Genomic DNA, 14,561 nt, shown 5'->3' on the forward strand with positions numbered 1-14,561 from the left:
TCCAATTCTTCTCCTCAGGGAACGACACAACGATGCGTTTTTTATCTGCCCGGTTGATCAGCCTGTTTTTACTGTTGTGCAGTGTCGGGCAGATTCAGGCCCAGGAACTGTCTCTGCAACGCCGTGTGCAGGTCAATGCGCCGCACGTCCAGTTTAATGCTGATGTGCAGCAGTGGCTGGATAACAACCAGACCCTTCACGTGGGCGTCTGGGGGCAGCCGCATCCCCCCTTGAGTGAAGGCATGGGGCACGGGCTTTTCAGCGGCATTGCTGCCGATTATCTGGCGCTGCTGGAGGATAGCCTTAAGGTCAACGTCAAACTGCATTATTACAGCCATAGCCGCGATGCGTTCCAGGCGTTGCGCCGTCATGACATTCAGATGGTGGCGATGTGGAACCCGGAACTCTGGCCAAACCCGGATCTGGTATCCACGCCGCCATGGCTGCTGGATAAGGCGGTCTTAATGACCACCCGCGATCGGGCTGACGACGCACGAGAAGCAATCCCCAGGAAACTGGGGCTGATGTCTGATACCAGCGCCAGCCCGGCGCTGCGTCGTTACTACCCTGGCAGCACGCTCCGTTTTCAGTACTGGTACCCTTCAGCCGTCAGCGCACTGGCCTTTAAGCAGATAGACGCGCTGTGGATTAACCGCGCCAGTGCGGAATACCTCACCCAGTATCATCAGGCCCAGGGGCTGCACTGGCGCTATAGCCCGGCGCTGCCCAATCTGAACATGAGTTTTGGCGTGGATCGCCAGCTACCGCAGTTGGCGGAAGCCATCAACACGGTGTTTAAACATATTCCGTTAGCCAGCCGTTTGCGTATCACCAACAGCTGGGGGCTCAACCGGAGCTTCGTGATTACCACCAACCCGCTGGCGCTGGATCAGGAGGAAGAGAACTGGCTGCGTGAGCACAGCCAGATCCAGGTGATCCTGGACAGCCGCCAGCGTCCGCTGTCGTTTGTGGAGGAGGGATCGCCCGCGGGTCTGGTGGTTGATCTGCTCAATCAGTTTAGCGAGCAGTACGATATTCACTTCACGATCCTGACCGCCGGTAGCGACGCCGAACTGAACGCCCTGAAGCGGGACAACCCGGATGCGTTGATGCTCAGTCTGCAGACCGACATATCGCAAAAGTCTACCGCGAGCATGGCGATGACCTCACCATTGCTCACCACGCCCTCTGTGGTGGTGATGGATCAGGAGATCAAACGACCGGACGATTTTTCCCAGCTGAAGGGCGAAAAGCTGGCGATCATGGCCGATGACCCGCTGATCCACTGGCTTGAAACCTGGTATCCCACCATCCAGCTGGTGCCGTTAACGAAGATGGATGATGCGCTCGCGCGGCTGAAAAAAGGCGAGGTGCGCGGCGTGATTGCGCCGCAGTTTATCGCCAGCTATCTGGTGACGCGCCATCATCCCACCCGCTTTCATCTGGCGGTGACGGTACCCGTACCGCCCATGGATGTGGTGATTGCCGCACAAACCGACACCAGCCAGCCGATTAATATTCTCAATAAAGCGCTGGCGGATATGCAGCCGCAGGCGTTGATGCAACTGGCGGGCGACTGGCGACAGGCCGCCATCGACAATAGCGAAACCTGGGCACAAAGCACGGTACTCAATTCACTGGTCTGGGGCGTGCTGCTTCTGCTGGTGGTCACCGGATGTTGGCTGTGGATCCAGTATCTGCGCGCCGCGCTGCGTCGCGGGAACGTCTGGCAGCAACAGCTTGCCGAACAGTTGCGTTTTACCCAGGCGCTTATAGACGCCTCACCCGTGGCGCTCTATGTGCGCGATCGCAATGGAAACCTGCTGCGTTACAACCAGGTCTGGGCGGAAACCATCGGTCAGCCGGGGGAGGTATTTCAGGGGCAGCCTGTAACGGCAATTAGCATTGCCGAACCGGCGGTGCTGGCGAACCTGGAGGCGAAATACCAGCAGGCGTTACAGGATGGTCAGCCGCAGAACTGGTCTGAAATCTGTACGATCAACGGCCAGCGACGTTATCTGCAGGGTTGGATTGTGCCGTGGCATGATGGCCAGGGCGATATCTGCGGCCTGATTGGCGGCTGGCTGGATGTCACGGAAAAAGAGCAGCTGATTGCCCAGCTTTCAGAGACAAAAAGTAATCTGGAACAGGCGATCGGCAGTAAGAACGCGTTTATGCAGAGCATGGGGCATGAGGTGCGCACGCCGCTCAGCGTGATCACCGGCCTGCTGGAGATGGAGCTTCAGGCGCTGGAGGCGCGGCATGAGCATAATGAAAACCTGAATCTGATCTGGGAATCTTCCCTGAGCCTGCTTTCGCTTATCGGCGATATGTTCGATGTCTTCCGGGCCGATAACCCGCAGCTGAATGGCACGACGCGCAGCACGCATTTGCCCCAGCTGATCCACAGTACGGTGGCGCTCTATCGTCAGCAGGCGGAAGCCAAAGGGATCACCCTGAACGTGTTGATCGAGCTCTCCGGAGAGCGCTTCATCACCGATCCGCTGCTGATTATTCGCATCCTCTCCAGCCTGCTTCGCAACGCGATCAAGCACTCGGGCTGCGAAGAAATTGACGTTGAGGTGTACGAGGGGACCAGAGATGCGGATTCTACAGCCATCCCGCTGGTCATTGAAGTGTGCGATCAGGGAGACGGAATCGACGGGGAGAGGCTTGAGGAGATTACCCGACGCGCTCACCACGTGACGCTGAAATCCGAGTGGACGGACTCCGGGTTTAGTTTGCCGGCCTGCCTGTATATGGCACAGGCCGCAGGGGCGGAGGTTCGTATCGACAGTGACCCGCATGAGGGCTGCGTGGTGAGCCTTCACTTTGATGCGCAGCCCGCCGCCAGCAAAGTGTTAACGCCTCCTCCCGTCGAACAGGCGCACAGCCTGCATATTCTGGGGGTGGATGACTATCCGCCCGCACGCCGGGCGCTGCAGCAGCGGCTGGAGTCATGGGGGCACCGGGTATCGCTGGCGACGCAGGGCGCAGAGGCGCTGTCGATGTGGCAGCAGGATCCCGGCCGCTATGATGTGATTATTACCGATTGCACGATGCCGGAAATGGACGGGTACGAACTGGCCAGGCAAATCCGCCACACCGAGCAGCTCACTGGGCAACCGCCGATCCCGGTCTTCGGCCTGACCGCGATGAGCGGCGAGGAAGCGGCTGCGCGATGCATTGAGGCCGGTATGAATGAATACCTGGAAAAACCGCTGACGGCAGAAAAACTCCAGACGCTGCTGGATCGCTATTTTGCTGGCAGCGGTGCTAAATCTGAGTGGGTGAGTGATGCGACGCGGGCGCTGCAGGCCGAAATGGTAGAGGTCAACAGGCAGGATGCCAGCAAGCTGACGCAGTGGCTCGCGCAGAAAGAACGCGACAGGGTGGGCCGCATGGCACACCGTATTAACGGCGGCGCGCGGATGATGAACGTGACATCTCTGCAGCAAGCCTGTGAACAACTTGAAGCGGCCTGTAATGAAGAACGCGGCTGGCAAGAGATTGAATCCCTCGTCAACCGCGTTCTGGAAGAGATGAGCCGGTTTAATCAGCAGTTGTCGTCAGAGAGCAGCGATGCGCTCTGACGTTATGGCATCAGCGCATAGTCACAAACTCTTCCGCCGCCGTCGGGTGGATCGCCACGGTGTTATCGAAGTCTTTCTTGGTCGCGCCCATCTTCAGCGCCACCGCGAAGCCCTGCAGGATCTCGTCCATGCCGAAGCCAATGCCGTGGATACCGACGATCTTCTCGTCCGGGCCGACGCAGACCAACTTCATGCGGCACGGCTGACGGTGTGAGGTGACCGCGGTATACATCGCGGTAAACGCTGATTTATACACTTTCACCTGGTCGTCGCCGTACTGCTCGCGCGCCTGCGGCTCGGTTAAGCCGACGGTGCCGATTGGCGGGTGGCTGAAGACCACGGTTGGGATGTTGCTGTAGTCCAGATGCTCGTCCGGCTTGTTGTTAAACAGACGCTCGGAGAGACGACGGCCCGCCGCAACGGCGACCGGCGTCAGTTCAACCGCTCCGGTGTTATCACCTACCGCGTAAATGCCCGGCACGCTGGTGTTCTGGAACTTATCGACGACGATATACCCTTTTTCATTGGTTTTCACCCCGGTTGCGGCCAGGTTGAAGTTGTCGGTGGCCGGTTCACGACCAATCGCCCAGATCAGGCAATCAACGGTCTGGCTGCGGCCATCTTCCAGCTCCAGCGTCAGGCTGCCGTCCGCATTTTTCACCACCGCTTTTGGCACGGCGTTGGTGTGCAGGGTTGGGCCTTCGGTGTTCATCACCTCGACCAGCGTGTCGACGATCAGCGGATCAAAGCTGCGCAGCGGCGCGTGTTTACGCACGAACAGGTGCGCTTCCGCTCCCAGGCCGTTAATCACGCCGGCCAGCTCAACCGCGATGTAACCTGCGCCCACAACGGCAACGCGCTCAGGCAGGGCTGGCAGCTCGAAGAAGCCGTCGGAATCGATGCCGTATTCCACGCCCGGGATGTTCGGGTGGCTTGGACGGCCGCCGGTGGCGATCAGGATGTGATCGGCGGTGATCGTCTCGCCGTTCACTTCGATCGTTTTGGCATCAACGAAACGGGCGAAGCCGTGGATCACGTCAACGTTATTCTTGCCAAGCACGTTGTCATACGAGGTGTGAATACGGTCGATGTAGGCGGTACGGCTGGCGATCAGCTTGTCCCAGTCGAAATGGTTAATGGTGGTGTCAAAGCCGTAGTCCGGACCATACATATGGATCGCTTCGCGGATTTGCGCCGCGTGCCACATCACTTTCTTCGGTACACAACCCACGTTCACGCAGGTGCCGCCCAGCGCTTTGGCTTCAATCAGCGCACATTTCTGGCCATACATGGCCGCACGGTTGATGGAGGCGATGCCGCCGCTGCCGCCACCGATTGCGATGTAGTCATAATGCTTAGTCATAGCTTTTGTCCTTAATCGTGAATTGCCGCGATTGTATACCTGAAATCAATAGTTTCCACCGATGGCTGCGATTACTCCGGCACGATCCAACTGACGGTGGCGTGGCCTGTACCGGCTGGCACCAGCGTTTTGTGCAGCCACGGCAGCACGTTGTTCATCTGCGCTTCGAGCTTCCACGGCGGGTTAATGACGATCATGCCGGAGGCGGTCATGCCGCGCTGGTCGCTGTCCGGGCGTACCGCCAGCTCAATCTGCAGGATTTTGCGGATGCCGGTCGCTTCCAGGTCCTTGATCATGCGCTTGATTTGCGCGCGCAGCACCACCGGATACCACAGGGCGTAGGTGCCGGTGGCAAAGCGTTTGTAGCCTTCGTTAATGCCGGTCACCACCGCCTGATAGTCGGTTTTGATTTCGTACGGCGGGTCGATCAGCACCAGGCCACGACGGGAAACCGGCGGCAGCTTCGCTTTCAGCTGCTGGTAGCCGTCGGCTTTGTCGACGCGGGCGCGGTTATCTTTCTGGAATTCTGAACGCAGCAGCGGGAAGTCGCTCGGGTGCAGTTCGGTCAGCTGCAGGCTGTCCTGCTCGCGCAGCAGCTGGCGGGCAATCAGCGGCGAGCCAGGGTAGTAGCGCAACTGGCCGTTGCGGTTGAAGTGATTCACCACGCCGATGTACGGCTCCAGCTCGGCAGGCAGATCGTCCTGCTGCCAGATACGGGCGATGCCCTCAAGGTATTCGCCGGTACGCTCAGCATGCTCGCCGCTCAGCTGGTAACGGCCCGCGCCCGCGTGGGTGTCCAGATAGAGAAACGGCTTATCTTTCTCTTTAAGCGATTCGATGATCAGGCTCTGAACGGTATGTTTAAGGACGTCGGCGTGGTTGCCTGCGTGGAAGCTGTGGCGATAACTGAGCATGGGTAATGATTTTCCGCTGAATTGACGATTTGCCACAGTTTACAGCAGAACGGCACAGATTACCCGCAGGCCCGGTAAGCGCGGCTATTGAAATCCTCTACACTTAACCCCATTACTGAAAACAATATGCACAGCGCCGGATGCGCGCTTCATTCACCTATTTCAACAGGACAGCGTTTATGACCAATCCATTACTGACGCCTTTTTCGTTGCCACCGTTTTCTAAAATCCTCCCTGAGCATGTGGTTCCAGCCGTTACCCAGTCGCTGGACAACTGCCGCGCGGCGGTTGAAAGCGTGGTTGCGCAGGGCGCGCCGTACACCTGGGAGAATCTGTGTCAGCCGCTGGCCGAAGTGGACGACGTGCTGGGGCGAATCTTCTCCCCGGTGAGCCACCTGAACTCGGTGAAAAACAGCCCGGAACTGCGCGAAGCCTACGAACAAACCCTGCCGCTGCTCTCTGAGTACAGCACCTGGGTCGGTCAGCACGAGGGGCTCTACAAAGCCTACCGCGATCTGCGCGACGGCGACCACTATGCCGAACTGAACACCGCGCAGAAAAAATCGGTTGATAACGCGCTGCGTGATTTTGAGCTTTCCGGTATCGGTCTGCCAAAAGAGAAACAGGTGCGCTACGGTGAAATCGCCGCGCGCCTGTCCGAGCTGGGCAACCAGTACAGCAACAACGTCCTTGACGCTACCATGGGCTGGACGAAGCTGATTACCGATGAATCCGAACTGGCCGGTATGCCGGAAAGCGCGCTGGCGGCGGCGAAAGCCCAGGCCGAAGCGAAAGAGCAGGAAGGCTTCCTGTTAACGCTGGATATCCCAAGCTATCTGCCGGTGATGACCTACTGCGACAATCAGGCCCTGCGCGAAGAGATGTACCGCGCCTACAGCACCCGCGCCTCCGATCAGGGCCCGAATGCCGGTAAGTGGGACAACAGCCCGGTGATGGCGGAGATCCTCGCCCTGCGCCACGAGCTGGCACAGCTGCTGGGCTTTGATAGTTATGCCGATAAATCCCTCGCCACCAAAATGGCCGAAAACCCACAGCAGGTGCTCGACTTCCTGACCGATCTGGCGAAACGCGCCCGCCCTCAGGGTGAAAAAGAATTGGCTCAGCTGCGCGCCTTTGCGAAAGCGGAGTTCGGCGTGGACGAGCTTCAGCCGTGGGATATCGCCTACTACAGCGAAAAACAGAAACAGCACCTCTACAGCATCAGCGACGAACAGCTGCGCCCGTACTTCCCGGAAAACAAAGCCGTTAACGGCCTGTTCGAAGTGGTGAAGCGCATCTACGGCATTACCGCGAAAGAGCGTACCGACATCGACGTCTGGCATCCGGACGTGCGTTTCTTCGAGCTGTATGACGAGAAAAACGAGCTGCGCGGCAGCTTCTATCTGGATCTTTACGCGCGTGAAAACAAACGCGGCGGGGCGTGGATGGATGACTGCGTGGGCCAGATGCGTAAAGCCGACGGTTCTCTGCAGAAACCGGTCGCTTACCTGACCTGCAACTTCAACCGTCCGGTGAGCGGCAAACCTGCGCTGTTTACCCACGATGAAGTGATCACCCTGTTCCACGAGTTCGGTCACGGCCTGCACCACATGCTGACCCGCATTGAAACCGCAGGCGTTGCAGGCATCAGCGGCGTGCCGTGGGATGCGGTCGAGCTGCCGAGCCAGTTTATGGAAAACTGGTGCTGGGAGCCGGACGCGCTGGCGTTTATCTCCGGTCATTACGAAACGGGTGAGCCGCTGCCGAAAGAACTGCTGGATAAAATGCTGGCAGCGAAAAACTACCAGGCGGCGATGTTCATCCTGCGTCAGCTGGAGTTCGGCCTGTTTGATTTCCGTCTGCACGCCGAGTTCAGCCCGGAGCAAGGGGCGAAAATCCTTGAAACCCTGGCCGAGATTAAAAAGCAGGTTGCCGTCATTCCAGGGCCAACCTGGGGCCGCTTCCCGCACGCGTTCAGCCATATCTTCGCGGGCGGCTACGCCGCAGGCTACTACAGCTACCTGTGGGCCGACGTGCTGGCGGCGGATGCCTTCTCGCGCTTCGAAGAAGAGGGGATTTTCAACCGTGAAACCGGTCAGTCGTTCCTTGATAACATCCTGACGCGCGGCGGTTCAGAAGAGCCTATGGAGCTATTCAAACGCTTCCGTGGCCGCGAGCCGCAGCTGGATGCGATGCTGGAGCATTACGGAATCAAAGGCTGATTGCTACGTGAAGATCTGCTTAGTAGATGAAACAGGCGCCGGGGACGGCGCCTTATCTGTTCTGGCGGCCCGCTGGGGGCTGGAGCACGATCAAGAAAACCTGATGGCGCTGGTGATGACGACAGCGCATCTCGAATTACGCAAGCGCGACGAGCCGAAGCTCGGCGGGATTTTTGTCGATTTTGTTGGCGGCGCGATGGCGCACCGGCGTAAGTTCGGCGGCGGTCGCGGGGAAGCGGTGGCCAAAGCGGTCGGCATTAAAGGAAGCTATCTCCCGGACGTGGTGGATGCCACGGCAGGGCTGGGGCGAGATGCCTTTGTGCTGGCCTCGGTGGGCTGTCATGTGCGGATGCTGGAGCGCAATCCGGTGGTGGCCGCGCTGCTCGACGACGGGCTGGCGCGAGGCTACGCGGACCCGGAAATCGGCCCGTGGCTGCAGGAACGTTTGCAGCTGATCCACGCCTCCAGCCTGACGGCGCTGACCGATATCACGCCGCGCCCGCAGGTGGTCTACCTCGACCCAATGTTCCCGCATAAGCAGAAAAGCGCGCTGGTGAAGAAAGAGATGCGGGTGTTTCAGTCGCTGGTGGGGCCAGATTTAGATGCCGATGGCCTGCTGGAGCCGGCTCGCCAGCTTGCAACTAAGCGGGTGGTAGTGAAACGCCCGGACTACGCGCCGCCGCTGGCGGGCGTAGCGACCACTAACGCGGTGACCACCAAAGGGCATCGCTTTGATATTTATATCCCCTCACCCCAACCCCTCTCCCCATAGGGGCTCGATCATTCCCTCTCCCCTGTGGGGAGAGGGTTAGGGTGAGGGGTGTGCGCTTACTCGTCTTCTTCGTCACGCAGTGGAACAATCAGCATATCCACGTGAACGGTGTTAATCAGCTGACGCGCTGAAGACATCAGTTTGCTCCAGAAGTCCTGATGGTGACCGCAGACCACCAGGTCCATATCGTATTTCTTAATCGCATCAACCAGCACCTGGCCCAGGTCGCCGCTACCGCTCAGGGTTTCGGTGATCGGATAGCCCGCGTTGGTGGAGAGTTCGCTCAGCGCATGATGCGTTTCTTCGGAGATGCGTTTCTGCATATCGCCAAGATTCACGTCGATCAGACCGGTGTAAAGGTCGGAGTAATTCACGTCAACGTGAATCAGCGAAACTTTCGCGTTGTAGGGACGTGCCATGGAGACTGCTTTATCAACCAGCACTTTGCTCTCCGGGGAGAGGTCTACCGCGATAAGAATGTGTTTGTAAGCCATAGTGTTACTCCTTCCTTAAGTTATCGATGACTAAATGGGAAAGCGTCGTCTGATGCTTTCATTACGGCCCAGTTAAACATATTTTTCAAGCTTTGGTGTTGATAACGATTAACCTTGTGGCAAAAAAATTAACGGATCTCCTACACTATTTAATGAACCGTTCGGATATTAAAACGCGAACCGGATCGATTTTTAGTCATTCTTTCACTGAACTGTCTGTCAGGGCATTGGGGTGCGGTAGCTCAGGAGCCTTGCTTCGTGGGCGGACGCCGGGGAGGATGTATGATTAGCACCGTCGCATTGTTTTGGGCGTTATGCGTAGTTTGCATAGTGAATATGGCGCGCTACTTCTCATCATTACGTGCGCTGTTAGTGGTACTTCGTGGTTGCGATCCGTTGCTGTATCAGTATGTGGACGGTGGAGGGTTCTTCACCTCGCATGGACAGCCCAGCAAACAGATGCGTCTGGTGGGGTATATCTACTACCAGCGCTACCGCGATCATCACGATGAAGAGTTTATCCGTCGCTGCGAGCGCCTGCGTCGTCAGTTCATTTTGACCAGCGCCCTGTGCGGGCTGGTCGTGGTCAGCATGATTGCATTGATGATTTGGCACTGAGCATAAAAAAAGCGGGTCAGTTTCCTGACCCGCTTTTTGTCGCCTTCAACCGATTAAATCAGCTTCAGCGAAATCCAGTACAGACCGCCAGACAGCAGGATAGAGGCCGGAAGGGTGAACACCCAGGCCATCAGAATGTTGGTCACGGTTTTGCGCTGCAGACCGCCGCCGTCAACAATCATGGTACCTGCCACGGACGAGGAGAGTACGTGGGTGGTTGATACTGGCATACCGGTGTAGCTTGCCAGACCGATAGATACCGCTGCCGTCATCTGCGCGGACATACCCTGCGCATAGGTCATGCCTTTTTTACCGATCTTCTCGCCGATGGTGGTCGCCACGCGACGCCAGCCAATCATTGTACCGATACCCAGCGCCAGCGCGACCGCCATGATGATCCAGATTGGCGCGTACTCAATGGTGTTGAGCATGTCGCTTTTCAGTTTCTTCAGCAGACGTTTGTCGTCAGCATTAACCTCTGGCAGTTTCGCGACTTTATCGGTCACGTCAGAGATGCAGAGCATAATGCGACGCAGCTGACCACGCTGTTCCACAGCCAGTTTGTCGTAGCTTTCGATATCGCCCAGCATGCCTTTGGCACGTTCCAGCGCGTTAATCGCGTTAGCCGGGTGGCAGTGGAACTCGCCAGGGGCGGTCGTTGCCCCAGCTTCCGGAGACGGGATGAGCTGGTCAACGCCGGTCGCTTTTTTCAGCAGCTCAGGGTGCTGCTGGAAATAGGTCTCAACGTTGTTGACCGCATCACGGGTACGGGTGATTTCGTAACCGGAGGCGTTCATGTTGACCACAAAGCCCGCCGGTGCGACGCCAATCAGTACCAGCATCACCAGACCAATGCCTTTCTGCCCGTCGTTCGCGCCATGAGAGAAGGCCACGCCGATAGCGGAAACGATCAGGGCGATACGCGTCCAGAACGGCGGCTTTTTCTTGCCGTCTTTCTTTTCACGCTCTGCTGGCGTCAGGTGGATACGCGCACGTTTCTTCGTGTTGCTCCAGTAGCGACGCAGGATGAAAATCAAGCCACCCGCCACCACCAGACCAACGATAGGGGAGACGATGAGCGAAGCGAAAATCCCTAGCACTTTCGGGATATTCAGCGCATCAACGACGGAGGTCCCGGTCATCAGGGCATTGGTTAACCCGATACCGATAATCGCGCCGATGAGGGTGTGAGAACTGGATGCAGGCAGGCCGAAATACCAGGTACCGAGGTTCCAGATAATCGCAGCAAGCAGCATTGAGAACACCATAGCAAGGCCATGGCCAGAACTAACGTTGAGAAGCAGATCCGTTGGCAGCATATGCACGATCGCATACGCAACGCTCAGTCCGCCCAGGAGGACACCAAAAAAGTTAAATACCGCCGCCATAACAACCGCAAGCTGCGATCGCATTGCGCGAGTGTAGATAACCGTTGCTACTGCGTTTGCAGTGTCGTGGAAGCCGTTGATCGCTTCGTAAAACAGTACAAAAACCAGAGCAAGCAATAGTAAAAGCCCGGTATGTAAATCCAGGCCGGCAAACAAATGTAGCATAGGACGTTACGCCATTTTGAGGACATGAACGCGGCGCATTATCCAGGACAAATGCGCAACGGGCAAAGTGAAATATAGACTTTTTTTGACATACCACCTGATTTGAGAAAAGTGCCTTAAAGGATAATCGTTAAATTTCAATGAAATGGCTTTGTAATATCTTTTTACGCTGGTGTGACCACAAAGGAAACTTTACAATCCGCGGCAGTTAACGAAGAGGATTTTGACGTGGAAAGGTTTGATGCCGTGGTCATTGGCGCCGGTGCGGCGGGTATGTTTTGTGCGGCACTGGCCGGACAAGCGGGTCGTCGCGTGCTGTTACTCGATAACGGCAAAAAGCCAGGCCGCAAGATCCTGATGTCCGGCGGCGGGCGCTGCAACTTTACCAATCTCTATGTCGAACCCGCGGCTTATTTGAGCCAGAACCGCCATTTTTGCAAATCAGCGCTGGCGCGTTATACCCAGTGGGATTTTATCGATCTGGTCGGTAAGCACGGCATCGCGTGGCATGAAAAGACGCTGGGGCAGCTCTTCTGCGACGACTCCGCGCAGCAGATTGTCGATATGCTGGTGGCCGAGTGCGAGAAGGGCGGCGTGGTCATGCGCCTGCGTACCGAAGTACTGGAGGTCGCCCGCGACGAGCAGGGCTACACGCTGCAGCTCAATGGTGACACCGTCAGCGCCGATAACCTGGTCATCGCCAGCGGCGGTCTGTCGATGCCGGGGCTGGGGGCGTCCCCGTTCGGCTATAAGATTGCCGAGCAGTTTGGCCTGAACGTATTGCCTACGCGCGCCGGGCTGGTGCCGTTCACGCTGCACAAACCGCTTCTGGAACAGCTTCAGACGCTTTCCGGCGTGTCCGTTCCCTCCGTTATTACTGCCGAAGACGGGACGGTGTTTCGCGAAAACCTGCTCTTTACCCACCGCGGCCTCTCCGGCCCGGCGGTCCTGCAAATCTCCAGCTACTGGCAGCCGGGAGAGTTTGTCACGGTTAACCTGCTCCCCGATTGCGATCTGGATGCCTTCCTCAACGAGCAGCGTGCGGCGCACCCGAATCAGAGCCTGAAAAACACGCTGGCAATGCAGTTGCCGAAGCGCCTGGTGGAATGTTTGCAGGTGCTGGGGCAGATCCCCGACGTGTCGCTAAAGCAGCTTAACAGCCGCGAGCAGGAGACGCTGGTGGAGACCCTGACAAACTGGCGCGTGCAGCCAAACGGCACGGAGGGCTACCGCACTGCGGAAGTGACGCTGGGCGGTGTCGACACCAATGAGCTTTCCTCGCGCACCATGGAAGCGCGTAACGTGCCGGGGCTCTATTTTATCGGCGAAGTGATGGACGTTACCGGCTGGCTCGGCGGGTATAATTTCCAGTGGGCTTGGGCAAGTGCCTGGGCGTGTGCTCAGGCGCTGGCGGAAAAGAACGTTTAGAATTGATTTTTTTGAGTGTGGCCTTCACTGAAATGAAAGCCCACTCTTTTTCTCTGCTGGTTTACGCCAGCCTGCATGGTGCTGTGTTCTGCCTCTATAAAAGGGTTGTGTATGTCTGCTGCTCATCTCGGTTTCCCGACGGAAACCGTTGTTGTCTTTGTGGTGATGGCCGTTGGGGCGATGTTTATCGACCTCTTCATGCACCGTCACGATAAGCCTGTCTCGCTGAAAAGCGCGGCGATGTGGTCCGTTTTCTGGTTCTCGATGGCGATGGCCTTCGCCGGTTTTCTGTACATCCATCACGGCGCCGAGATGGCGAGCCTGTTCCTCACCGGCTACGCGCTGGAAGAGGTGCTCTCCGTTGATAACCTGTTTGTGATGATGGCGATCTTCGCCTGGTTCGGCGTGCCGGATAAGTACCGTCACCGCGTGCTCTACTGGGGCGTGCTGGGGGCGATTGTCTTCCGTGGTATTTTCGTGGCGATCGGCACCAGCCTGCTGAGCCTGGGGCCGTACGTTGAGGTTATTTTCGCGCTGGTCGTCGGCTGGACGGCGGTGATGATGCTCAAACGCAACGAAGAGAGTGACGAAGTGGAGGATTACTCGGGTCACCTTGCTTATCGCCTGGTGAAACGCTTCTACCCCGTCTGGCCGAAAATCAGCAGCAATGCCTTTATTCTGACGCAGAAAGAGGTGGATGCAGAGCTTGAGAAGCCGGAAAACCAGGATGTAACGGTTGGTCGCGTGAAGAAGGCGAAGCGTTATGCGACGCCGCTGCTGCTCTGCGTGGCGGTGGTGGAACTCTCTGACGTGATGTTCGCGTTTGACTCCGTACCGGCGATTATTGCGGTGAGCCGCGAGCCGCTGATTATCTACAGCGCCATGATGTTCGCCATCCTTGGCCTGCGTACACTCTACTTTGTGCTGGAAGCGCTCAAGCAGTATCTGGTGCATCTGGAAAAAGCGGTGGTGCTGCTGCTGTTCTTCGTGGCGTTCAAGCTGGGACTGAATGCGACCGATCACTTCTGGCACCACGGTTACAGCATAGGCGCAACGGCCAGCCTGTTTGTGGTCTTGGGCGTGCTGGCGCTGGGTATTATTGCGAGCGTGATGTTCCCCGGGAAACGCGAGGCCTGATGTACCGTTTTTCTCCCTCTCCCACAGGGTTGAGGGTTCCCCACAAAATAATGTCTGCACGGAACAGTCCCCTCGCCCCTTTGGGGAGAGGGTTAGGGTGAGGGGAACATACGGCAGTGGTGGTCATTCCGTTCACTTTATGTTCCTTGCTACTCTGTAACGACATGACCGGTGAACGTGCCAGGGTGGCTCAGTCGCCACCACCCTGGCAACCCGGGCTCCCGGCGGTAAATCGCCGCTTCGCGGTGCCCTCGGCTTATTCCTTCCGGCTTATCGGGGACGGGCGGAGGTAACATCCCTGTAAAGCCCGCCCTCTCGGCGCATCCCTGCGCCTCGCCCCGGCCTGCAGGAAACGCCTCAGCGATTTACAGCCGGACCAGGGCATCGCTGAAAGCCTGCAAACATTCTGAAATAACGTTGTAGCTTCTGATAAAAAAATTACTGGGGAACCCTCAGCCCACAGGGAG

The 14,561-nt window shown here is 57.6% G+C and carries 10 protein-coding genes; 6 read left to right on the forward strand and 4 right to left on the reverse strand.

Features of this window, described 5'->3' with window-relative positions:
* Nucleotides 1–32 precede the first annotated feature (32 nt).
* Nucleotides 33–3,593, forward strand: a complete 3,561-nt coding sequence (locus tag ACWKXT_RS21825) for a response regulator (protein WP_454533388.1) — start codon at nt 33–35, stop codon at nt 3,591–3,593.
* A gap of 10 nt (nt 3,594–3,603) precedes the next feature.
* On the opposite strand, the gene gorA is transcribed toward ACWKXT_RS21825, so the two are convergent.
* Together gorA and ACWKXT_RS21835 are read right to left on the reverse strand one after the other, a co-directional pair.
* On the reverse strand, nt 3,604–4,956 hold the full coding sequence (gene gorA, locus ACWKXT_RS21830; protein WP_454533389.1) for a glutathione-disulfide reductase: 1,353 nt from the start codon (nt 4,954–4,956) through the stop codon (nt 3,604–3,606).
* 71 nt (nt 4,957–5,027) lie between these two features.
* The gene (locus ACWKXT_RS21835) at nt 5,028–5,870 is read right to left on the reverse strand and encodes a 23S rRNA (adenine(2030)-N(6))-methyltransferase RlmJ (RefSeq protein WP_006808562.1); all 843 of its coding nucleotides are present in this window, start codon (nt 5,868–5,870) and stop codon (nt 5,028–5,030) included.
* A 179-nt stretch (nt 5,871–6,049) separates the two neighbouring features.
* On the opposite strand from ACWKXT_RS21835, the gene prlC reads away from it, so the two are divergent.
* Both prlC and rsmJ read left to right on the forward strand, forming a co-directional pair.
* A complete protein-coding gene (gene prlC, locus ACWKXT_RS21840; protein WP_109962975.1) occupies nt 6,050–8,092 on the forward strand; it encodes an oligopeptidase A in 2,043 nt (680 codons plus the stop codon).
* A gap of 7 nt (nt 8,093–8,099) precedes the next feature.
* The gene (gene rsmJ, locus ACWKXT_RS21845) at nt 8,100–8,864 is read left to right on the forward strand and encodes a 16S rRNA (guanine(1516)-N(2))-methyltransferase RsmJ (RefSeq protein ID WP_454533390.1); all 765 of its coding nucleotides are present in this window, start codon (nt 8,100–8,102) and stop codon (nt 8,862–8,864) included.
* Between the two features lie 56 nt (nt 8,865–8,920).
* Here rsmJ and uspA read toward each other — a convergent pair whose 3' ends face one another.
* Nucleotides 8,921–9,358, reverse strand: a complete 438-nt coding sequence (uspA, locus tag ACWKXT_RS21850; protein WP_003861223.1) for a universal stress protein UspA — start codon at nt 9,356–9,358, stop codon at nt 8,921–8,923.
* 282 nt (nt 9,359–9,640) lie between these two features.
* On the opposite strand from uspA, the gene uspB reads away from it, so the two are divergent.
* Nucleotides 9,641–9,976, forward strand: coding sequence for a universal stress protein UspB (gene uspB, locus ACWKXT_RS21855; RefSeq protein WP_003861224.1), 336 nt, complete (start codon nt 9,641–9,643; stop codon nt 9,974–9,976).
* A 53-nt stretch (nt 9,977–10,029) separates the two neighbouring features.
* On the opposite strand, the gene pitA is transcribed toward uspB, so the two are convergent.
* Nucleotides 10,030–11,529 carry an inorganic phosphate transporter PitA gene (gene pitA, locus ACWKXT_RS21860; protein WP_454533391.1) on the reverse strand — a complete coding sequence of 500 codons (1,500 nt, stop codon included), beginning with the start codon at nt 11,527–11,529 and terminating at the stop codon, nt 10,030–10,032.
* A gap of 228 nt (nt 11,530–11,757) precedes the next feature.
* Between pitA and ACWKXT_RS21865 the strand changes: the two genes are divergently transcribed.
* Both ACWKXT_RS21865 and ACWKXT_RS21870 read left to right on the forward strand, forming a co-directional pair.
* Complete coding sequence (locus ACWKXT_RS21865; protein ID WP_454529529.1) at nt 11,758–12,957, forward strand: NAD(P)/FAD-dependent oxidoreductase; 1,200 nt, start codon at nt 11,758–11,760, stop codon at nt 12,955–12,957.
* Between the two features lie 111 nt (nt 12,958–13,068).
* Nucleotides 13,069–14,094, forward strand: a complete 1,026-nt coding sequence (locus ACWKXT_RS21870; protein WP_454533392.1) for a TerC/Alx family metal homeostasis membrane protein — start codon at nt 13,069–13,071, stop codon at nt 14,092–14,094.
* The last annotated feature ends 467 nt before the right edge of the window (nt 14,095–14,561 follow it).

It is taken from the genome of Enterobacter sp. UPMP701, from assembly GCF_053709515.1.